General features: G+C 59.1%; 21 protein-coding genes. 8 read left to right on the top strand and 13 right to left on the bottom strand.

The window, feature by feature from the left end:
• The first annotated feature begins 56 nt into the window (after positions 1 to 56).
• Positions 57 to 1,280 carry a peptidase T gene (gene pepT, locus ASD00_RS15560; protein WP_057207465.1) on the top strand — a complete coding sequence of 408 codons (1,224 nt, stop codon included), beginning with the start codon at positions 57 to 59 and terminating at the stop codon, positions 1,278 to 1,280.
• A gap of 149 nt (positions 1,281 to 1,429) precedes the next feature.
• Here pepT and ASD00_RS15555 read toward each other — a convergent pair whose 3' ends face one another.
• Both ASD00_RS15555 and ASD00_RS15550 read right to left on the bottom strand, forming a co-directional pair.
• A complete protein-coding gene (locus tag ASD00_RS15555; protein WP_156585602.1) occupies positions 1,430 to 1,987 on the bottom strand; it encodes a hypothetical protein in 558 nt (185 codons plus the stop codon).
• A gap of 115 nt (positions 1,988 to 2,102) precedes the next feature.
• Positions 2,103 to 2,507, bottom strand: a complete 405-nt coding sequence (locus ASD00_RS15550; protein ID WP_057207463.1) for a hypothetical protein — start codon at positions 2,505 to 2,507, stop codon at positions 2,103 to 2,105.
• Positions 2,508 to 3,324: 817 nt separating this feature from the next.
• Between ASD00_RS15550 and ASD00_RS15540 the strand changes: the two genes are divergently transcribed.
• The gene (locus tag ASD00_RS15540) at positions 3,325 to 3,633 is read left to right on the top strand and encodes a DUF736 domain-containing protein (RefSeq protein ID WP_057207461.1); all 309 of its coding nucleotides are present in this window, start codon (positions 3,325 to 3,327) and stop codon (positions 3,631 to 3,633) included.
• Between the two features lie 282 nt (positions 3,634 to 3,915).
• A complete protein-coding gene (locus tag ASD00_RS40940) occupies positions 3,916 to 4,080 on the top strand; it encodes a hypothetical protein (RefSeq protein WP_164474991.1) in 165 nt (54 codons plus the stop codon).
• A 99-nt stretch (positions 4,081 to 4,179) separates the two neighbouring features.
• On the opposite strand, the gene ASD00_RS15535 is transcribed toward ASD00_RS40940, so the two are convergent.
• The 4 genes from ASD00_RS15535 to traC all read right to left on the bottom strand — a co-directional run bounded on the left by ASD00_RS15535 (position 4,180) and on the right by traC (position 7,290).
• Positions 4,180 to 4,437, bottom strand: a complete 258-nt coding sequence (locus ASD00_RS15535) for a WGR domain-containing protein (RefSeq protein WP_057207519.1) — start codon at positions 4,435 to 4,437, stop codon at positions 4,180 to 4,182.
• A gap of 418 nt (positions 4,438 to 4,855) precedes the next feature.
• Positions 4,856 to 6,781 carry a Ti-type conjugative transfer system protein TraG gene (gene traG, locus ASD00_RS15530; protein ID WP_156585599.1) on the bottom strand — a complete coding sequence of 642 codons (1,926 nt, stop codon included), beginning with the start codon at positions 6,779 to 6,781 and terminating at the stop codon, positions 4,856 to 4,858.
• Positions 6,768 to 6,983 (bottom strand): type IV conjugative transfer system coupling protein TraD, encoded by a 216-nt coding sequence (locus tag ASD00_RS15525; protein WP_057207460.1) that lies wholly within the window; start codon positions 6,981 to 6,983, stop codon positions 6,768 to 6,770. The genes traG and ASD00_RS15525 overlap by 14 nt, the downstream gene beginning before the upstream one ends.
• Positions 6,984 to 6,987: 4 nt before the next feature.
• A complete protein-coding gene (gene traC, locus ASD00_RS38785; protein ID WP_082523578.1) occupies positions 6,988 to 7,290 on the bottom strand; it encodes a conjugal transfer protein TraC in 303 nt (100 codons plus the stop codon).
• A gap of 251 nt (positions 7,291 to 7,541) precedes the next feature.
• Here traC and traA point away from each other — a divergent pair, with 251 nt between their 5' ends.
• The 4 genes from traA to ASD00_RS15505 all read left to right on the top strand — a co-directional run bounded on the left by traA (position 7,542) and on the right by ASD00_RS15505 (position 13,199).
• Entirely contained in the window at positions 7,542 to 10,850 is a 3,309-nt protein-coding gene (gene traA / locus ASD00_RS15520; protein WP_057207459.1) for a Ti-type conjugative transfer relaxase TraA, read from the top strand.
• Between the two features lie 67 nt (positions 10,851 to 10,917).
• A complete protein-coding gene (gene traF / locus ASD00_RS15515) occupies positions 10,918 to 11,412 on the top strand; it encodes a conjugative transfer signal peptidase TraF (RefSeq protein WP_244496057.1) in 495 nt (164 codons plus the stop codon).
• Entirely contained in the window at positions 11,402 to 12,565 is a 1,164-nt protein-coding gene (locus ASD00_RS15510) for a conjugal transfer protein TraB (RefSeq protein WP_057207457.1), read from the top strand. The genes traF and ASD00_RS15510 overlap by 11 nt, the downstream gene beginning before the upstream one ends.
• A 16-nt stretch (positions 12,566 to 12,581) precedes the next feature.
• The gene (locus ASD00_RS15505; protein ID WP_057207456.1) at positions 12,582 to 13,199 is read left to right on the top strand and encodes a TraH family protein; all 618 of its coding nucleotides are present in this window, start codon (positions 12,582 to 12,584) and stop codon (positions 13,197 to 13,199) included.
• A gap of 88 nt (positions 13,200 to 13,287) precedes the next feature.
• Here ASD00_RS15505 and ASD00_RS15500 read toward each other — a convergent pair whose 3' ends face one another.
• Both ASD00_RS15500 and ASD00_RS38780 read right to left on the bottom strand, forming a co-directional pair.
• Positions 13,288 to 14,511, bottom strand: coding sequence for an ATP-binding protein (locus tag ASD00_RS15500; protein ID WP_057207455.1), 1,224 nt, complete (start codon positions 14,509 to 14,511; stop codon positions 13,288 to 13,290).
• 255 nt (positions 14,512 to 14,766) lie between these two features.
• Positions 14,767 to 14,979 (bottom strand): helix-turn-helix transcriptional regulator, encoded by a 213-nt coding sequence (locus ASD00_RS38780; protein ID WP_082523577.1) that lies wholly within the window; start codon positions 14,977 to 14,979, stop codon positions 14,767 to 14,769.
• 186 nt (positions 14,980 to 15,165) lie between these two features.
• On the opposite strand from ASD00_RS38780, the gene ASD00_RS15490 reads away from it, so the two are divergent.
• Positions 15,166 to 15,534 carry a transcriptional repressor TraM gene (locus ASD00_RS15490; protein ID WP_057207517.1) on the top strand — a complete coding sequence of 123 codons (369 nt, stop codon included), beginning with the start codon at positions 15,166 to 15,168 and terminating at the stop codon, positions 15,532 to 15,534.
• On the opposite strand, the gene ASD00_RS15485 is transcribed toward ASD00_RS15490, so the two are convergent.
• The 5 genes from ASD00_RS15485 to ASD00_RS15465 form a co-directional block, all read right to left on the bottom strand.
• The gene (locus ASD00_RS15485; protein ID WP_057207453.1) at positions 15,487 to 16,191 is read right to left on the bottom strand and encodes an autoinducer binding domain-containing protein; all 705 of its coding nucleotides are present in this window, start codon (positions 16,189 to 16,191) and stop codon (positions 15,487 to 15,489) included. The two genes, ASD00_RS15490 and ASD00_RS15485, sit on opposite strands and share 48 nt — an antisense overlap.
• A 226-nt stretch (positions 16,192 to 16,417) precedes the next feature.
• The gene (trbI, locus tag ASD00_RS15480) at positions 16,418 to 17,701 is read right to left on the bottom strand and encodes an IncP-type conjugal transfer protein TrbI (protein ID WP_057207452.1); all 1,284 of its coding nucleotides are present in this window, start codon (positions 17,699 to 17,701) and stop codon (positions 16,418 to 16,420) included.
• Between the two features lie 10 nt (positions 17,702 to 17,711).
• Positions 17,712 to 18,149, bottom strand: coding sequence for a conjugal transfer protein TrbH (gene trbH, locus ASD00_RS15475; RefSeq protein WP_057207451.1), 438 nt, complete (start codon positions 18,147 to 18,149; stop codon positions 17,712 to 17,714).
• A gap of 2 nt (positions 18,150 to 18,151) precedes the next feature.
• On the bottom strand, positions 18,152 to 18,964 hold the full coding sequence (gene trbG, locus ASD00_RS15470; RefSeq protein ID WP_057207450.1) for a P-type conjugative transfer protein TrbG: 813 nt from the start codon (positions 18,962 to 18,964) through the stop codon (positions 18,152 to 18,154).
• Positions 18,965 to 18,981: 17 nt separating this feature from the next.
• Complete coding sequence (locus ASD00_RS15465) at positions 18,982 to 19,644, bottom strand: conjugal transfer protein TrbF (RefSeq protein WP_057207449.1); 663 nt, start codon at positions 19,642 to 19,644, stop codon at positions 18,982 to 18,984.
• Positions 19,645 to 19,657 lie beyond the last annotated feature (13 nt).

Genomic DNA, 19,657 nt, shown 5'->3' with positions numbered 1-19,657 from the left:
CATCGCCACAACAACGCGGGCCGACACGGCCCGCATCTTGCGTACGAGGAATAACCATGGACGTCCGTAAACAGCTCATCAGCCGCTTCTTCCGCTATGCTGCGATCGAGAGCCAAAGCAATGGCCGTGAACAATCCCTGCCCTCGTCGCCGGGACAGGCGGCACTCGCCGCCCTGCTTGCCGACGAGATGCGGGCTGTTGGCTTGCAGGACGTTCTCGTTGATGCCCATGCCATCGTCACAGGTGTCAAACGCGGTAGTCGGCCCGACGCTCCTTCGATCGGCTTTATCGCCCATCTCGACACGGTCGATGTCGGACTGTCGCCCGTCATCCGCCCGCAGATCCTGCGCTTCGATGGCAAGGATCTTTGCCTCAATGCCAAGGAGGACATCTGGGTCCGTGTCGTCGAGCATCCGGAGATTCGTTCCTGGGAGGGCGAGGACATCATTGTCAGCGACGGCACGAGCGTGCTCGGAGCCGACAACAAGGCGGCCATTGCGGTGATCATGACGTTGCTTGGACGGCTCGACGGCCAAGCGCATGGAGACGTCTTTGTCGCCTTCGTGCCCGACGAGGAGATCGGCTTGCGTGGTGCCAAGGCGCTTGATCTTGCGCGATTTCCCTGTGACTTTGCCTATACGATCGACTGCTGCGAACTCGGCGAAGTGGTGCTCGAGACATTCAACGCCGCCTCCGCGGAGATCGTCTTTGCCGGTGTCAGCGCCCATCCGATGTCGGCCAAGGGAACGCTGGTCAATCCGCTGTCGATGGCCCTCGATTTCGTCTCGCACTTCGAGCGCAACGATACGCCCGAAAACACCGCCGGTCGCCAGGGCTTCTTCTGGTTCAAGGATCTCGTCGCCAATGACAGCGAGGCGACACTGACCTGCCTGATCCGCGACTTCGACACCGAGGGCTTTGATCAGCGCAAGCGAGGGATCGCCGAGGGAGCGGAGCGCATCCGCTCAAATTATCCCACCGGTAACATTCGCTATCAGATCACCGACACCTATCGAAACATCACCACCAGCCTCGAGCGCGACAATCGGGCCGTCACTCTGCTGTTCCAGGCCATGAACGAGCTTGGGATCGAAAAGAAGCTGATCTCGATGCGCGGAGGTACCGATGGTGCGGTGCTCGCGGCACGCGGCATCCCGACGCCGAACTTCTTTACTGGCGCCTACAACTTCCATTCGCGCTACGAATTCCTGCCGGTACCCGCGTTCGAAAAGTCGTTCGACGTCGCGTTGGGTATTTGTCGCTTGGCGGCCGCGAACTAACTGCGCTGCCTAAATGAGCGTACTTGGCAGAGCGCGCAAATGTTCATTGAAGTTGCTTACACTCTCGCCGAGGGTCGTCGCCTGGCGTTGCTCATCTTCGTATTCGGGGAAATCGTCAGGTATCCCGTGTTCAAGAGCGCGAGCGCCCATTATGCGTCATAGCGATCGAGCATCTTCTTGAGCTGCCTGTTCTGCAATCGCAACTTTGCCGCAAGCTGATGCCTCAGCTGCATGATTTCCTGATCCAGCGCGGTAACCTCTTCGAGGAAGGTCATGGGCGGTGGCTGGACTGCGGAGTTCACGCCCCCGAACGGGACGTCGCCTTCCACAACAAGGTTCTTGACCCTTTTGGCTTTAGTCCGAATTTGCCCGTTAGAGCGACGTGGTTGGGTGGAACGTGCGCGATCCGGAAGCAACGTATCGGTTGGCCGATCAATCGAAACGGGGCCCGCCTCTCTGCTTTGGTCTACGGGCGCAGAAACGGAGTCTGTAATTGCTAAATCGAGATTGGCAGCCGTCTCGTTCGACACTTCCGCCATGGGCTCTGCAGTCTCGTTGTCCGGGAGACTTTGGGCCGTTTGGGCATCTGCTGGCGCAACTGGTGGCGTACGCGGCTGGTCGGTCGGGGATTCCGGCGCGCGGTCTGGCTCCTTTGCCGCTCGCCCCAGAGAGGCCAGTTCAACCAGATACTTCCATGGTGATTTCATCGTGTGGCGTCACCCCGAGCAATCGCTCTGGCATCCTTGCTGGTTCCTGGATCGACCAGCACGAATGCGATGACGGGGACCGATCGCGCAATTCGATCGGTCCATCGCCGAATTATCAATCAAGACCAAGCCGCTTGCGCAGATCAGCATTCTCAGCCCTGAGCTTTTCGGCCAAGGCCTTGCGGAGCCGCGCGTTCTCTTCTTCAAGCTGTAGAAGATCTGCAAACTCGTCGAGGGCTGGAGCTGGCTTTTCCACCGATTGGTTTGTCGCCGTGGCGCTCACGGTCTTCTTAGCGAGGTTCTTTGCCTTGGTCTTGGTCGATGTCTGCGACTGCTCTGAGGTATTGTCCGCCGTCGGCTTTTTGCGCCCCCTGGTCTTCGGGACAGCAGCCGCCTCGGGTTCTCCCGAGGTTGCTTCGAGTGCGGCCTTTTTAAGCTGCGGCCCCCGGCGTTTTTTGGGCGGCGCGGTCTCGGCCGGCGTCGTCGTCTCTAGGATCTCGGTAGTGTTCTCGTCAGCCATGAGTTGTTTTCCTCTCCAACCGTGCATTCTTGTCTAATGGACGCAGACCAGAGTCAATCTCGTGTGTTGATGACGGTTTACGAATTGGATCCGCGAGGTCACGACTGTGCTCGAGCCGAGCGCATTCAGGCGGGTGAACGTCTTGCCACCGCACGGTGACCAGCGCGGTTTGGGTGCGACAAGAAATCGCCTGCGCGGAGACAGGCCCGCATGGAGAGCATTCCAATCCCGCTTGTTGGTGATGGCGTCCTGGCCCGGGTCCGGATCTTCCACGATCAACGTCATCAGGGGTCCACTACCCAGCTGCGGCCGCTTAGGGCTTTGCCGTCGCGATGATCAGGCGACGAATCGCGACATCACTCTATCGCTGCAATTTGGTCTTGCAAGTTGGCCTTGCCCGAGGATCTGCGAGAAGCATGTCTTGCCCGTTGTCCTGGCCCGTCAGGGTCGCCGCGGTGCAGCTATCGGTCGGGGATCGTCTGATGTCGATCGCCACCGTCATATCCCTTTTCATAAACGGCCGGGGCACCATCCGCGGGCTCGATGGGGCATGTCTGCCCGGGAACGGCTTCGCCTCTCTCGTGTCCCCGCAACGGCGCTGCGAAACTTTCATCCCCTGGCGGAGACCACCCCACTCTGACGATGTCGAGTGAGGACCCCGGATCACCGCCATTCCGCGCGAAACATCAAAGTTTCTTCGCTCCGTCCTCCACAGTGTTTCGGCCCATTCGGGTGCGGTCCGATCGTCCCCGGCCTTTGCGACTGCCATCGAGGCCGCAATGGAGCGGCCCGAAACAGCAAAAAAGGGAACACGACAATGGCTACCATCGGCACCTTCACCGCAAACGAAAACGGTTTCACCGGCTCAATCCGCACCCTCGCCCTCAACGTCAAGGCCCGCATCGCCCGCGTCGAGAACCCCTCGGACAAGGGCCCGCAGTTCCGCATCTTTGCGGGCACCGTTGAACTGGGCGCCGCCTGGCAGAAGCGCTCCGAACAGGACCGCGACTACCTCTCGGTCAAGCTCGACGACCCGAGCTTCCCGGCTCCGATCTACGCGACGCTGACGGAAGTCGATGGCGAAGACGGATACCAGCTCATCTGGTCCCGCCTGAACCGGGACTGAGGAGCTACCGGCCCCGCTCACGCAGCGGGGCCGGGCCTCATGTCTGAAGCCGGAAACAGGCATCGACGGTTTCCGGCTTTTCGCTGCCACACGAGAGGTTGGGATTTGCTCAGATCATCCCATTTTGAGGTGGTGAAAGGGCCGCCTCAAGGACGGGCGGTTTCCCCAAAATGCTCGCGCATTTCGGCTCCCCCACCCGCCGCGCTGCGGGCGCCTGGCGCTCCTTGACCCGGCTCTCTCCCCCACCCGCAGACGTTATCTTTCTCACAGGAGATGACGACGATGACGATCGAGCAACACATCGAAGAACTGCCGGCCGAGCTCAAGAACGCCGTTGGCGCTGGCGAGCGTCGTCAGATCGCGACCGAGCTTGAACTTGCACGGGCAGAGCGCGAGGTCCTCCTGGCGGAGCAAGACGGCCGTGTCAGGGCAGTGCCTCCGTTCTGACGTAGGTTTTTACATGCAACCAGCACGGTGCCAATCTTTGCAGTTTTGGAGGCGCGCAGACTTGTCGGGCCTCGAGCCGGCGAGCCACCGCGCCGATCGTCATTGTGACAGGCACGCTTGCGGTCGATAGCCGCGTTTCCGTTTCTGTCGGACGAGGTCGAGAAACAGCAGCACAGCCTCCTCTTCCCGGCCGAAATGATGGACCATCATCTGTCCTTTCGTTCCAATGCGGCCCCACTTCCGCAAGAGACAAATGTCGCCGAAGAGGTTCGGTTCGATCGACATGGCATAGTAGCGTGCCATGTTTCTCGTTGGATCGGAGCGTTCGACATAAAGGTGATAGGGTTGAGAGATCATGGGGCTAGAATCGTCGATGCCGGCGGCTGCGTCCAACGACACTTATGAATCGATTGGCTTGAATTGATTCATATCGGTGATGTATCGAAAGCGCGGTCCCAGACGAGCCGCCGTTCGTTTCACACGGTCAGCTTGCTCGCCCCCGTTTTTTAACTTCTCTCGATCTTGAGCCCGCCACTGAACTTCCGAGTGCGGGGGTGCGGCAAAATTGTGTGCGAGGTGCGGGGTGCAGTCGGTCCCGCCTCCCCTTCGGGTAACTCAGTTGAGGCTCCTGCGGCTGCCCGTTTCCCGCCCTTCGCACGACGAGAATTCCCGAAATCCCGCCCTTCGGTCGTCGCGATGCTGATTTCTCCGATACTCTTCATTGTTCTGGATCAGCCTTGGTCGGATCTCCTCGTGCCGGCTCGATCCCACAGGCTCAGACGTCTTGTGCGATCTTGTGGAACCTGTTCGCATCGACGCAAGCCTTCATGTCTTCGCGCCTGAACCAGATCGCCCGTCCGCACCGAAGCGGCGGGTTGCCGGCGGTGAAGACGATCTGCTCATCGGCGCGCATGCGAAGCACTTCGTGTGGCTGGATCAGCGGTCGGGCCGCAAGCTGTTTTGATCTGGTTCGCGACGTTCCTTTCGCTTGAAAACTTCGGCTGACCTGGTCGACCTCGACCGTGGTCATGCCGCAGCGTCTAGAGATGTAGTCCGCTGTGTCGGGATCGTTGATCGCGGCGAAAGAAATCCAGCTCGCACTCTCGAACCACTTGCTTGCGGCATCGCGTCCGCCATAGGTTTCGCGCATCTGTCCGATGGACTGGTAGATCATCGTCAACGTGATGCCATACTTGCGGCCGGCATCACGCGCGGTTTCCAGGATCCGCATGTAACCGAGGCGCGCGACCTCATCGAGGAGGAAGAGCGCCCTCTCTTTCACCTGGCCGTCACGATTGTAGATCGCGTTGAGGAACGAGCCGATGATCACCCGCGCAAGACCGGCATGCGTCTCCAAGGTCTTGATGTCGATGTTGATGAACAAATCGGTCTTACCGCTAGCAAGGGCGTCAGTTGCGAAGGTCGAACCGGACACCAAGGCTGCATAATTTGGATAGGACAGCCAATGCGTTTCCTTGACCGCATTGGCGTAGACACCGGAGAAGGTTTCCGGAGTCATGTTGACGAAGGCGGCGACGTTTTCCTTCACGAAGTTGGAGTTCGAACTGTCGTAGATCGACTGCAGCCGCTCGCGCAGTTTCGGCTCGGGTTCCGCCAGATTGGCCCGAACCTGTCGTAAGGTCTGCTTCTCCTGATCAGTGTGCCCCGACAGGCAGACGTCAGCGATCAACGCGGTCAACAATTGTAGCGCCGACGCGCGAAAGAAGTCGTCGCGCACACCCCGCGGACCACCACTGTCGCTCATGATCCAAGATGCGACGGAGGCGATATCTTCCTCCCTGGTCCCGCCAAACCGACCGATCCAGTCGAGCGCATTGAAGCCGGTTTCCGGTTCCTTCGGATCGAGGATGCGGACGAACCGCGCAGCGGCTTTACGATGCCGATAGACGATCGGCGCCACTTCGTTCGAAGGGTCGAGGACGACCAGCGCGCCACCCCATTTGAGTGCCGTCGGGATTGTCACCGATGTTGTTTTGAACCCGCCGGATCCGGCGAAGACGATCCCATGCGAAGACCCGAATGACCCATCAAAGCAGAGCAATGGTGGCTTGCCGCCAGCGCCCCAGGTATCCGGAGCACCCGCTCGAAACGATTGCTCCGCCGTACTGTCCCTGTCGACGCGGTAGCGTTCGCCAATGACAATTCCGCCGGTACCGGCAAAAAGCTTCGCCGCTTCTCGCATCTTCATCCAGTCGGCCTCGCCATGAAGAGCCCTTTGTCCCTTCACGCGCTTGGGCTCGGCGCGTCTGAAGGCCGCGTTGCCGATCAGCGCAACGCGGAGCGCGAAACATCCAGCCATCAGCGCTGTAGCTGCGCCGACCAATGTTACAGGGTCCAAGTGCGAGGCAACGGACTTACCCGCGGGCACATCTTCGGCAAACGCGGAAAGACGGGCTGCCTCACGTAGTGCTGCCGTCAGAAGCGTTGCTGCGGCTCCGACGAGAACGCCCCAGCCGGCGAACTTGATGGACACTGCGCCCGCGCTTGCGAACAGGAAGATCACCCCGATCGCCGCGGCGCTGACATAGGGCGCTGCGATACCGATGCGGCCGAGCGTCTGCCTTGCCGCATTCGTTTGGCCGAATGGCGAAAGCCAGTGCTCGATCCCATCCATGCCGATAACCATCAGTATCATCAACGCGATGGGAATGATCGCGAGCGCAAGCTTATTCATGGTCATTGCTGAAGGCCTCCGCGCCAATGGCGATCAGCCGTGCCCTCTCGCCTTCGTCGGACTTCAGCCTGCAACTGAGTTCGACCAGCGCCCCGAGCAGAAGCGCGCGCTTTTCATATCGCAGGCCCGCCTTTACGATCAGGCCACCGAGTTCAATCTTTTCCCGCGTGTCCTTTTTGCGGGCATCGGATGTCCTCGTTCTCGCCATCCGTTTAAGCCTCGCTACTGCTGCTCTGAGCCGGGCAAGGCGCGAGCGTCGAGCTCTCGGCCGGTCCGCCACTTTCGGCAGTGCTCCTCCTCCCTCCGGTCGAAGCTGCGCCACCCTGGCCTCCGCGAAAGCGCTTCACCAGAATCTCGAGGGCTGCGTGAAGTTCGGCTTCGTCGATCTCTATTTCACCAAGGCCTGCCTTAAGCGCAATCCGGCCGATGCGTTCGGCTTCACGCGTCTCCGCTTGCTTGAGTTGTTCCTGCAGCTTGGCGATTTCGTCGCGAATTTTTGAAGAAGGTTTCTTCATGTCCGGAGTTCTCCCTGGCGTCAGAAAGCTTGTCTTTCGAAGCCAGTTTTGCGGACCGGAGGGCGCAACGCACTACGGTGAATCCTACAATCGCCAAGGGCGATGCTTTTGTGAATGATCACGGTCGTTCCGAAGGAGCGGCATCAAAGTGCGCAATTATACGTCGCAGCTGCGACGCTTTGCTTTTTCCCCTCGTGGGGCCGCCGTTCCGAACCCGTTGAGTTTGTTCGTAATCAGGAAAGATCTCTGCCGTGGCCGTTCCTCATTTCTCCGTCAATGTTGTCGCGCGTGGCTCCGGCCGCAGCGCGGTTCTGTCGGCGGCCTATCGGCACTGCGCCAAGATGGACTACGAGCGGGAAGCAAGGACGATCGACTATCGCGCCAAGCAGGGTTTGTTGCATGAGGAGTTCGCCGTTCCGGCCAATTCACCCGAATGGTTGCGGTTGATGATTGCAGATCGATCGGTGTCCGGCGCCTCGGAAGCCTTCTGGAACAAGGTCGAGGAATTCGAGAAACGCTCCGACGCCCAGCTCGCCAAGGACGTGACGATCGCCCTTCCGATCGAACTTTCACCCGACCAAAACATCGAGCTTGTCCGGGACTTTGTGGCAAGGCTCATCACCGCGCAGGGCATGGTTGCAGACTGGGTCTTTCATGACGCGCCGGGCAATCCGCACATCCACTTGATGACCACTTTGCGCCCACTCACCGAAGACGGGTTCGGCGCCAAGAAGGTCGCGGTTCACGGGCCGGAGGGCAATCCAATCCGCAATGATCACGGAAAGATTGTCTACGAGCTTTGGGCCGGAGGCATGGCCGAGTTCAACGCGTTTCGCGATGGCTGGTTTGCCTGCCAGAACCGTCATCTGGCCCTTGCCGGTCTCGACATTCGTATCGATGGCCGCTCCTTCGAGAAGCAGGGTATCGAGCTCACTCCGACAATCCACCTTGGGGTCGGGACGAAGGCGATCGAGAGGAAGACAGAGGGGGAAGCGGAGAAAGCGGCTCTTAAGCGGCTTGAGTTGCAGGAGGAACGGCGAAGCGAGAACGCGAGACGCATCCAGCGCCGGCCGGAGATCGTGCTCGACCTGATCACGCGCGAAAAGAGTGTTTTCGACGAATGCGACGTGGCGAAAATCCTGCATCGCTATATCGATGACCCCGGCCTGTTCCAGGGTCTGATGGCTCGCATTCTGCAAAGCCCGCAGGCGCTTCGTCTTGACCGCGAACGCGTTTCATTCGTGACGGGCGTGCGGGCGCCTGCGAAATATACCACGCGCGAGCTGATCCGGCTGGAAGCGGAGATGGCAAATCGCGCGGTTTGGCTGTCACACCGATCCTCGCATGGCGTTCGAGATGCAGTGCTCAAGGCGACGTTCGCGCGTCACTCGCGCCTGTCGCAGGAGCAGAAGTCGGCGATCGAGCATGTGGCGGGGCCCGAGCGGATCGCCGCTGTCATTGGCCGTGCCGGCGCCGGCAAGACGACGATGATGAAGGCTGCGCGTGAAGCGTGGGAAGCAGCGGGCTATCGTGTCGTCGGTGGTGCACTCGCCGGCAAGGCAGCCGAAGGATTGGAGAAGGAGGCGGGCATCGTCTCGCGCACGCTTTCGGCTTGGGAGTTGCGCTGGAAAGAAGGCCGAAACCTGCTCGACGACAAGACGGTCTTCGTTCTCGATGAAGCGGGCATGGTATCATCACGACAAATGGCGCTGTTCGTCGAGGCCGCGACGAGGGCTGGCGCCAAGCTCGTTTTGGTCGGCGACCCGGAGCAGCTGCAACCAATTGAAGCGGGCGCTGCCTTCCGGGCCATTGCCGATCGTATCGGCTATGCCGAACTTAGCACTATCTATAGACAACGCGAGCAGTGGATGCGCGACGCGTCGCTCGATCTTGCTCGTGGCGATGTCGGCAAGGCGGTCGAAGCCTATCGCGCAAATGGCAGGATTCTTGGCTCCGAGATCAAGTCCCAAGCGGTCCAGGACCTCATCGCAGACTGGGACCGGGATTACGATCCTACCAAGACGACGCTGATCCTCGCCCACCTTCGGCGCGATGTGAGAATGCTGAACGATATGGCGCGTGCGAGGCTCGTTGAGCGAGTCTTGCTCGACGACGGTTTCGTGTTTCGGACCGAGGACGGGAACCGCCATTTCGCGCCTGGTGATCAGATCGTTTTCCTCAAGAATGAAGGATCGCTGGGCGTCAAGAACGGCATGCTTGGCAAGGTCGTTGACGCTGCTCAGAATCGTATCATCGCGGAAATTGGCGAAGGCGAGCATCCGCGCCGGGTGACGGTGGAGAGCCGCTTTTACAACAGTATCGACCACGGCTATGCCACCACGATCCATAAGAGCCAAGGCGCCACCGTGGACCGGGTGAAAGTGCTCGCTTCGCTCTCCCTCGATCGGCATTTGACCTATGTTGCGATGACCCGACACCGGGAGGATCTCAGCGTCTATTACGGTAGGCGTTCATTCGCCAAGACCGGCGGCCTGATTGCGATTTTGTCGCGGAGACAAGCGAAGGAAACCACGCTCGATTACGAGAAGGCGACCTTCTACCGGCAGGCGCTTCGCTTTGCCGAAACTCGCGGCCTCCACCTCATGATCGTCGCGCGCACGATCGGCCGTGATCGACTCGAATGGACCATCCGGCAGAAAAACAGGCTGGTGGATCTGGCTCACCGGCTCGCCAGCATCGGCGAGCGGTGCAGGTTGGCCGTCGGCGCCAAAACACTCAACGCGCAAAGCATCAAGAAGACCAGGCCCATGGTTGCCGGTATCGCAACATTCGCGAAATCGATGGAGCAGGCGGTCGCTGACAGGCTCGAAGCGGACCAGGGCTTGAAGAAGCAATGGGAGGATGTCTCGACCCGCTTCCATGTCGTCTATGCCCAGCCGGAAGCCGCCTTCAAGGCGGTCAATGTCGGCGTGTTGCTGAAGGACGAGGCCGCTGCGAAAACGACGCTAACGAAGATCGGCGGCCAGCCAGAAAGCTTTGGTATGCTCAAGGGCAAAACCGGGATGTTCGCAAGCCGCGCTGACAAGCAGGACCGCGAACGGGCGGAACGCAATGCTTCTGTACTTGCCGAGAGCCTCGGTAACTACATTCGCCAGCGCGAACGATCGGAACGACACCTTCAGGCTGAGGAAGTGGCTACCCGCCGCAAGTTTGCGATCGACATCCCGGCACTGTCTCCAGACGCCCGCCAAACGCTGGAGCGCGTGCGGGATGCTATCCATCGCAATGATCTCCCGGCGGCCCTGGGGTTCGCTCTCGCCGACAGAGATGTGAAGGCTGAACTGGACGGGTTTGCCAAGGCGGTCACCGAGCGCTTCGGGGAGCGCACGTTCCTGCCGCTCGCTGCCAAGGACACGAATGGGGAGGCCTTTCGAACGATCACAGCGGGGATGAAACCTGGCGAAACCGCAGAGGTCCTGTTGGCGTGGAAGTTGATGCGCGCGGTGCAGCAGCTCAGCGCTCATGAGCGCACGGTCGATGCCCTGAAACAGGCCGAGACGCTACGCCAGACCAGAAGTCAGGGGCTGTCGCTGAAATGACCGCCCCCTCACTGCAACCGCGCCGATGAAGCGACGCAATAGCCTGGTCCCTCTGGGTTTGGCCATTATGACGATGGCGCTCCTAGGCGCGATCTCTGTTGCCTGGTTCGGCAACTATCGGATCAATCTGACGCCGAGCGAACCGCTTGGTCTCTGGCGCGTAAGCAAACTCGCTCGCCCAGCCGCCGCGGGCGATCTCGTGTTTATTTGTCCACCACAAACCACGACGATGCATGAGGCGCGCGCGCGGGGGTATCTTCGCTCCGGTCTCTGCTTGGGCGGCGTCGCCCCCCTCATCAAATCGGTCATTGCCGTGGCCGGACAGCATGTCGAAGTGGAAGCCCATGTCAGCGTGGACGGCCGTTCGATACCCTCCTCCAGCTTGGTGCAGCTTGATGGACAAGGGCGGAAGATGGCGCGGTTCCCGGGAGGGATTGTGCCGGCAGGTTCTGTGTTCCTGCACTCACCCTTCGCGGGCTCCTATGACTCCCGCTACTTCGGTCCGATCCCCGAAGCGGGAGTTCTCGGACTGGCGCGAGAGGTGTTGACCTATGCACCGTAGCTACCCCCCGCCGGCACCTTTGATCATCGCTTCGATCGTTGCTGGATGGATGGGGTGGAGCGGCCACGTACTGCTTCTTCCGATTGCACTGGCGTTCCCGGTCCTTTGGTCGTGGGCGCGCACGAGGTTCGCGGCGATGCTTGTCTCGGCCGGGTATTTTCTCGCGGCGTCCCGTGGGTTGCCGCAAGGCGTCGCGTCATTCTATGCCTCCGACTTGTGGCCTGGCCTGTCGCTGTGGCTGTGCGCCTCGGTGAGCTTTGTCGCTGTGCATTCGTTGCTCTGGACGAGGCGCTCCGGCGCTCGTCCGTTCCGCTATCTGGCGGCGGTCATCCTTATGGCGCTTCCACCCTTCGGCATCACAGGCTGGGCGCATCCAGTGACGGCGGCAGGCGTTGTCTTCCCAGGATGGGGATGGTGGGGATTGTTTGCGGTCACAGCCGGCCTCATGGGCGTCGTAACCCGTGCGTGGCCGGCTGTTGCCATTATCCTTTCGGGATTTTGGCTTTGGTCCGCCGCAAACTGGACCGACCCGAAACTACCCGAAGGTTGGCTGGCCGTCGATCTTAAGCTGGGGGCTTCACTCGGCCGCGATGCGAGTTTTGAGCGTCACCGTGCCCTCACTGCAACGGTGAAAGATCGCGCACTCATTGGCATCAAAATCGTCGTCCTGCCTGAAAGCGTTCTTGGGTTCTGGACGCCAACGGTTGAACGGCTCTGGATCAACGCCCTGCGAGGGACTGACATCACCGTGGTGGCCGGTGCGGCCACGCTTGGTGCAAAGACCTATGATAACGTGCTCATCGGCCTATTGGCGGGCGGCGGCGAGGTCCTTTATCGCGAGCGGATGCCGGTTCCGGGCTCGATGTGGCAGCCCTGGAGGTCGTGGTTCGGCAAGAGGGGTGGCGCGCGGGCGCATCTATACGGCTACCCAGTTGCGACGGTGGGCGATCGTCGGGTCGCACCACTGATCTGCTACGAGCAGCTCGTCGTCTGGCCGATATTGCAATCGATGCTCCACGATCCGGACCTGATCGTCGCTGTCGGAAACGGATGGTGGACCAAGGGGACATCCATCGTCGCGATCCAACGGGCGAGCACCATCGCCTGGGCAAAACTGTTCTCCAAGCCGCTTGTTCTTTCCTTCAACACCTGAAGTCCGAGGAGACGTTATGTTGGACGCTGCCCTGATCAAAGAATGCGCCGATCCCGCCCTGAAGCCCGCGATCGTCGAGCAGTTCGTGGCGGCTGCTGGTTCCACGGATCCCCTCGCCGTGGCTGTTAAGTCGGGCGGGCGGGTGATCCTGGTGCCGAAACCGACGTCAGTCGATGAGGCAATGGCGATCATCCGCCAGCATACCGGGCGATCGGTGGTTCGCGTCGGACTGACGCAGTTTCCGGCGGGTCTCGGCGTTAAGGACGCCGCGGATCTGAAGCCGGAGCTCTTCGACGCTTGCGACAACCTTCGAAGGGGAACGGCGATGTTTGCCAAGATCTTGAGGATTGTCACCAAGTGGTACGGCAATCCCGCGAGCAAAGACGCCCTTCCGCAAATATTCGACGATGCGGTCTATGCATGGAAGACCGGGGAGTTCGAAGGCGTGCGCGTGTTTCAGACAGCAGATCCGCGCGACGAGGTGGAGACCGGTGGCGCGAATGACGAACGGGGGGATGAGAAACAGTCGCCTGTAGCTGAGGGCGCCGAGCGGACGGCTGATCCATTGCAGGAAAAGGCAGACATTGGAGCGGCGGACATGCGGATCGATCTTTCGAGGATAGGAGGCAAGTAGACACGTGAGCCCTCGCGCGATGCTGAGACACCGGGGGACTGCGCGGTCGTCCCTGAGAGCCTGGCACTTGAAGCATAATTCCGAAGCGCTAACGCCACAACGCGGAAAAGGGTACGGCGTATAGCCGCTCTCCAAATGGGATCACCTTGTCATGGTCGTACAGGACAATGCCTGAAACGAATTTCTCTCCGACCGCTTCTGCCAAGATTCGCAATCCAGAAAAATCGGTGCTCGATACGGTCGCCGCTGCCTTAACCTCTATGCCGACAATTCGTCCTCTTCTGTCTTCTATAATGATGTCGACTTCGTTTTGTTCTTTGTCGCGAAAATGCGAAAACTCAAAGCGTTCTTCCCCGCCACTCGCGAGCTTCAGGATCTCGGCAAAAACGAAAGTTTCCAACAACGGCCCAAAATGCCCTCTTTCTGCCCGTAGCCGGTCAAGCGAGAGGTCCCGAAGGGATGCAAGAAGACCAGAATCGAGAAAATGTATTTTGGGCGTCTTCGTCAGGCGTTTCAGCGTATTGGAAAACCAGGGCTGTACGGTCCGCGCGAGGAATAAGCTCTCGAATATGCCAACATATTTTTGTGTTGTGATGTGATTCATCCCGATAGCGGCGCCAATTCCGGAATAGTTCACGAGTTGTCCCGAATGCTCCGCCAAAATGCGCAGTAACCGCGGCATTTGAGCGATTTGCTCGACTTGCGCGATATCGCGAACATCGCGTTGAACGATCGCTTGGACGTAATCCGCATACCAGTCCTGTCTGCGGGGCAAAGTTTTCCGCCCCAATGCCTCGGGATATCCCCCTGCGAGAACTGCCGCCATCAAGTCGTCGCCGACGATCGTATCTCCTGCTTTGACGTCGTTTCGAAAGGCATCGCGCAGGAAGTCGCCGCCCCCTGCCCTGATTTCGCTTTGAGCGAGCGGTAGCAATCGAACGACCTCCATACGTCCTGCAAGCGAGTCCGCCACGCGTGGCAGCGTCATGAGATTGGCTGAGCCCGTCAGGAGAAAACGTCCCGGACGTTGGTCGGTATCCACACTTTCCTTGATTGCCAACAATAGTTCGGGGGCGCGTTGGATCTCATCGACGATGGCACGGTTCATACCTCTGACGAACCCAACCGGGTCCTGTCGAGCTGCTTCGAGGGTCGTGGCATTGTCGAGTGTATAATACTCCATTTCCGCGCTAGCCATTTTCTTGGCCAGTGTGGTTTTGCCCGATTGTCGAGGGCCGACGATCAACACGACGCGCGTATCCACCATAGCATCGTTAATTCGTTGTTCGGCGAGCCTAGGATATAACGCCATGGTTCCCCCTCATTTGACTGTTTGAAATTAGTGCTGCGTCTAATTGAAAGTCAAGCTGCGTCCATTTGAAATCTCTTTGACGTCCAATTGAAAGAAAGGCAAGCGTAAGCCGCGACTGGTATTCGCTTCTGGGGTTGAGTAGTCGTGCTACGAGTCGCAACGAGGTCGCGGTCGAACGTTCTGTGACGGGCTCCAGCTAGCTGACGGAATAAAAGAAATAGGCGAACACTGGCCCATTTTGCTGGGAGCGCCGAGCTAGTTTGGGTTCGCCAAAAGCTCGCTCGGGTCGACACCCAATCCTTCCGAGATTTGTCCCAAAACAGTGACGGTGGCAGAAACGTTTGCCCGTTCAATATCCCCGATATGCCGGACGCTCAGGCCAGTACGGTGGGCCAGTTCTTCCTGCGTCAGTTTCTTGCCATGACGTATTCGACGCAAGTTCATCGCCATGACCTCCTTGAGATCCATCGCATGATCGGAATCCTAATCGGCACTATCGTGCCAGGAACTATAGTTCCGATTCGACAAGGCATATGCTATCACTCGGCTGTCGATCATCTCACTGTTACGATTTAGTAGAGTAGTGGTCTTCGGCATAGAAACGGCCACCACATGCCGGGTCGAACGACGCCACGGAGCTTGGAGAACATGAAGATGGAAGACGCTGGATCCTTCAAGGACAAGGGAGCGGAGCGCACATCTCGATACGGCTCGATCAGCAAGTCAGAATTGGAGAGGCTGGCAGTTTCAGCCATCCGCGAACACCGCGCGCTTCTCGCGGCTGATCAGGCCGTATACGAAGAGTGGCTGCGCGCAACCGACGATCCGTCGATCTCCAGCGCAGTCCTACAGACTCTCCAGGACGAATATCTCGCACGCCAAAAGAAATCCGAGTCCCAGCAAGAGGCGCTGTCGGAGATTCTAGACACGCTCGGTTTCTTGCCGGCGGTGCCTATCGACAACGCCGACCATGAGTCAAACGAGGCGACGATCCTTGGCAATGGCGACGAGGTGAGGAACTGAATCCGCACCCATTTTGTGACGTGCTTGATCGAGATAGTGTTGGACGGTGCGTGGCTTGATGCCAGTGATCATCGCGATTTCCTCCCCCTTCTTTCCTTTCGCAGACCACATGAGGCAGAGCATTTCCCGCGGCGACAAGGCCCGCTTGGGATTGAACGTCGCTTTCGCGGCAACAGCCCTTAGCTGGTAATGGATGGCCATCAACAATTGGAGCGCCTTTTTAGAATCGAGTGCTCCTGAGACGCTCGCTTTCTTTTCCGGCGACGAGAATGTCAGCATGATCGCGGACCCATAACTTCCCTCTACGCGGATAGTGACACCGGATCGAATACCATGGTCGATCGCCTCGTCGCGAAATCGCCGCAGATCCGCGCTTCCGCGCGCTGGCCAGTCGTCCGCGGCCCACTCAAACATCTCTCGCATCCGCCTCGCTTCGATGACGACGGGGTCGAGGGTGGAGTATCCGCTTTTAAGGTAGTCGCGTTCCCATGGGCCGGGATACGAGTTGAAGGTCTTGACCTGAAACCCGTCAGTTTGAAGATAGGCGAACCGCTCATATCCATGCATATGCGCGAAGTCCTTGAGAGCGCTCTTTATCATTAGCTCATCGCTGGCGGCTTCCAGCCTGTCGATGGACGAGCGAAGGTGGTCACTCACATCATCTCTCCTGTTTTCTTGATCTGGCAAAAATTCCCCTGGCAACCTTTGGTAGTTCTGCGTCGAGAGATTCGCTCGACCCGTGTTGCATATCACTAAGAGTGAGAAGAGATTTTTCAAGTCACGCTACCGTAAATTGCGGCCGCCTGTTTGTGCCAGGGGAAGCATTGTGGTTGTGACGTCTCACAAATCTCCAGCGAGCAACGCGTTGCGGTCCGGACTGAGGCTATCCACGGTAGATAGAAGGAAAGATAATGTCCTGGTCGACGAGTAGATTGAACTTATAGCCCGGCCGAATGCGGATAGTCGGCTGAACATTGAGGTTCTTCGAGATCGTTTGCTCGGCCACGCGACCAAATGTTTCTGCGAAGTTTCGCCGAGCGGCATCAGATGCCGTGTCCTGTGACGCACGCGTCGAACTCTCCGGCATCGACATATCGATGCCAGTCCCAATTAATGCAATCAGCGCGGCCGACCCGAATGTCCTCAGGAAGTGCCGATCAACCTTATCGCTAAAGCCCCCATATCCCTCGGCATCGGTACCCGCCATGCCTCCGATCTGCAGCGTCGATCCGTTTGGAAAGATGAGATCGGTCCAGACGACGAGCACACGCTCTTGGCCGAAGGAGACTTTGGAATCATAGCGGCCGAAAAGCTTCGCTCCCTGGGGAATGAGAAGTCGGTGACCGGTCGCACTGTCATAGACATTCTGGCTGACCTGAGCTGTGATCCGGCCGGGTAAATCGGAGTTCAGCCCCGTGATCAAGGTGGCCGGGATGACCGATCCGCGTTTCAATTCAAATAGTGAGAGCTGCGGAACCACCTGGTCGGGCAGATAGCCGAGATCCTTGATGTCCTGGTTGAAGAATTCCTCTTTTGAGGCCTGGCGGTTCTGGTCGCCTTTTTGGTCCATGACGCCGGCGTTGAGCGCAGCCGCGTAGAGATCGGACGTCCCGCTTGTCATAGCAGTTGCTCGTGTGACAGTGGCCTTCGAATTGTTGGGCGTGCCCGAGACGATTGCAACGTCTACCTTCAAGGGCGAGTCATAGGCGGTGGCACGCGCCTGAAGCCGTGCCATGCGCTGGCGCTGCGCCTCCCGGAGATACTGCTCATCTTGCTCCCGCTTCAGTCGCGCTTTCCAGTCTTCCTCAGTTTCGGGCTGCGGCTGTTGTTCAACCGGACCGTTCGCAATGATGGGCTCCTTGTCGCGTTTTCTTCCAATGGTCACTGGTTTCGGTTGAAAGGCCTCCTGTTTATCGGGCTCGCCGATTATGCCGTCAGAAACACCGCGCTTCAGCTGATCGCCAAAACTCGTCGCTGGCGTGCTACCCGCGTTGCCGACCTCGTTGCTCCGGTTAAATGAAAGCCCCCGCCAGGACAGACCGAGGATCACGATGCCAAAGAACAGCACGATGACTCCGATCGCAATTATGATTGGAAGGCGATTGAGGCGACGCATTTCCTGCTGGTTATCATGGCCGGAAGCGCCAAGCTGAAGGGACTGGACCATTCACTCTTCCTCAGTTGTGACGCAAGACCGAGAGCGGGCTCGCTGGCGTCGCGCCGCTTGCGGTCTGCGTGTAGGCACGGGCGATGGCTAGCGAGGGGATCGTGAGGCGCGCAAGGACGTGACCATCGAAAGTGTCGATTGCGTAGGTAAGCGCTACCGCTCTTTCTTTTTTGGTTGTCTTGCTCTCCGAAGTAACTGTGTAACCCCATCCCGTTAAGGCTGCTTCGAGTGCGATCGCGTACTCGGTTTCGCCTTTATCGAGCTTGATCGTTGTCGTTGCCGGCGAGCCGATCTGTTCGGCAAATCGGCTTGCCATATCGCCGGCGATTGCACTGGCAGCTGGTCCGGTGACCGAAGTCGAAGTGGAGTCCGTGGTGAATGCTTCATCTCCCGTCTGGCAACTGGTGAGCAGCCCCACCGTGAAAACGAACGTGGGCAATTTGCGCATCGTCAGCCGCCTCTCCGGATGGTGATCTTCTGGCGGCGCCAGCCAACGCCGGAAACGAGCAGCGCCTTCTCGACTGCATAGTCGACGATCATCATGTCGTTCTTCATACGGTAATTGACGATGCGGTTCTGGCCACCGCTGACGACAAAGAGCACTGGCGCGTCCTGACCGGCAATGGAGCGGGGAAACTGGATGTAGGTTTTGATGCCGTCGGAGTAGACCCGCTTGGGCTTCCATGCCGCGCTACCGCTGACGGAATAGGAAAAGCTCAGAGCCTCCGGCCTTGCTCCGGCAAAGCTACCGGTTTCCAGGCGCGAGTTAATGTCGGCCAGCTTATGAGACGTGTCCTCGGGATATTCAAAGCCCACCCTCGCCATATACTGGCTCGGATGGGATTTAAGCTGGATATGATAGGTGCGTCGCGAGGTGGTAACCACCATTGAGGTCACGAGGCCGGGTTCGGATGGCTTGACGATGAGATGGATTGCCTGCCCGCCAGCCGCCCCCGATGTCGCGGGCTCGATCTTCCAGCGCACGGTGTCGCCAACTAGAACATCACGAACGATCTCGCCACCCTGCAGCTCAATATCGCACACCTGCAAAGGAGAGCAGACGACAGAAGGCTGGCTCTCGCCAAAAAGGAAAATGACCTTCCCGTCAGCTCCCTTTGTGACGAGACCTGAAGAACCGCGCCATTTACCGGAAATGCTCGTCCCTTTGGCTTCGTTCTTACTCATGCTTTGGGCCTCGGCGGTCATGGCGAAGACGAGCCCAGCCAGGCAGCCCGCGGCCGCACTGAAAACCGTTTTGTGCATTTTGATGTCCCCTGCACTCAGAGCTGTGCGGTCCAGTCAAAGTCCTGGACGTAGAGGCCGATCGGATTGAGGCGGATGATCGCTTCGTCCTGCGGCGCGGTGAGTACGACGGTCGCGATACCGCGGAAGCGGCGCGTGTCGGTTTCTTTGCCCTTGCGGTCACGCTCATACTCGGACCAGTCGATCTGGTAGGTCTGGTTCGATAGCGCGACGATGTTGTTGACCTCGATTGCGACAGTCGACGTCTTCGCCTTTTCAAACGGGGAGTTTCCGCGGAACCAGGAGTTGATTTTTTGGGTGGACGGGTCCGCGGTGCGAACAAGGGCGTAGGTACGATCGATGTATTGCTTCTGGACGACCGCGTCCGGAGAGATACTTCGGAAACTCGTGACGAAGTTGCCGAGCATCGCGCGCACCACACGCGCATCGGCATACTCGATCTGTTCAGGGAAACCCGAGGTGACCGGCGTGCCGAGCTTGTCTACTTCGACGATGTAAGGCACCAGCCTGACCTGGGTGCTGAGGTACAGCGCATAGCCGAAGCCGATGATGGCCATGGCCAGACTGAGAATTCCGACGGTCCGCCAGGCGGCCGCGGCTTTGACATAGGATCCGTAGCGCTCGGACCATTCTTGACGTGCTGCAAGGTATGGGTTTTCGGGGACGTGGTTTGTGGCCATAGTCGATCCTCGG

The sequence above is a fragment of the Ensifer sp. Root31 genome, from assembly GCF_001424825.1.
Lineage (GTDB): Bacteria > Pseudomonadota > Alphaproteobacteria > Rhizobiales > Rhizobiaceae > Ensifer > Ensifer canadensis.
Note: the sequence above shows the minus strand (reverse complement) of the source record. Positions and strands in the feature narration are given on the sequence as shown.

Bases quoted from the DNA above. Each gene is read 5' to 3' on its own strand.
- traF (WP_244496057.1), top strand. From the start codon at position 10,918: ATGACGATGGCGCTCCTAGGCGCGATCTCTGTTGCCTGGTTCGGCAAC.
- trbI (WP_057207452.1), bottom strand. From the start codon at position 17,701: ATGGTCCAGTCCCTTCAGCTTGGCGCTTCCGGCCATGATAACCAGCAG.
- trbH (WP_057207451.1), bottom strand. From the start codon at position 18,149: ATGCGCAAATTGCCCACGTTCGTTTTCACGGTGGGGCTGCTCACCAGT.
- ASD00_RS15500 (WP_057207455.1), bottom strand. From the start codon at position 14,511: ATGGCGTTATATCCTAGGCTCGCCGAACAACGAATTAACGATGCTATG.
- traG (WP_156585599.1), bottom strand. From the start codon at position 6,781: ATGACCATGAATAAGCTTGCGCTCGCGATCATTCCCATCGCGTTGATG.
- ASD00_RS15510 (WP_057207457.1), top strand. From the start codon at position 11,402: ATGCACCGTAGCTACCCCCCGCCGGCACCTTTGATCATCGCTTCGATC.
- ASD00_RS40940 (WP_164474991.1), top strand. From the start codon at position 3,916: ATGACGATCGAGCAACACATCGAAGAACTGCCGGCCGAGCTCAAGAAC.
- ASD00_RS15490 (WP_057207517.1), top strand. From the start codon at position 15,166: ATGGAAGACGCTGGATCCTTCAAGGACAAGGGAGCGGAGCGCACATCT.
- trbG (WP_057207450.1), bottom strand. From the start codon at position 18,964: ATGCACAAAACGGTTTTCAGTGCGGCCGCGGGCTGCCTGGCTGGGCTC.
- ASD00_RS15505 (WP_057207456.1), top strand. From the start codon at position 12,582: ATGTTGGACGCTGCCCTGATCAAAGAATGCGCCGATCCCGCCCTGAAG.
- ASD00_RS15535 (WP_057207519.1), bottom strand. From the start codon at position 4,437: ATGATCTCTCAACCCTATCACCTTTATGTCGAACGCTCCGATCCAACG.
- ASD00_RS38780 (WP_082523577.1), bottom strand. From the start codon at position 14,979: ATGGATCTCAAGGAGGTCATGGCGATGAACTTGCGTCGAATACGTCAT.
- traC (WP_082523578.1), bottom strand. From the start codon at position 7,290: ATGAAGAAACCTTCTTCAAAAATTCGCGACGAAATCGCCAAGCTGCAG.
- ASD00_RS15465 (WP_057207449.1), bottom strand. From the start codon at position 19,644: ATGGCCACAAACCACGTCCCCGAAAACCCATACCTTGCAGCACGTCAA.
- ASD00_RS15525 (WP_057207460.1), bottom strand. From the start codon at position 6,983: ATGGCGAGAACGAGGACATCCGATGCCCGCAAAAAGGACACGCGGGAA.
- pepT (WP_057207465.1), top strand. From the start codon at position 57: ATGGACGTCCGTAAACAGCTCATCAGCCGCTTCTTCCGCTATGCTGCG.
- ASD00_RS15540 (WP_057207461.1), top strand. From the start codon at position 3,325: ATGGCTACCATCGGCACCTTCACCGCAAACGAAAACGGTTTCACCGGC.
- ASD00_RS15555 (WP_156585602.1), bottom strand. From the start codon at position 1,987: ATGAAATCACCATGGAAGTATCTGGTTGAACTGGCCTCTCTGGGGCGA.
- ASD00_RS15550 (WP_057207463.1), bottom strand. From the start codon at position 2,507: ATGGCTGACGAGAACACTACCGAGATCCTAGAGACGACGACGCCGGCC.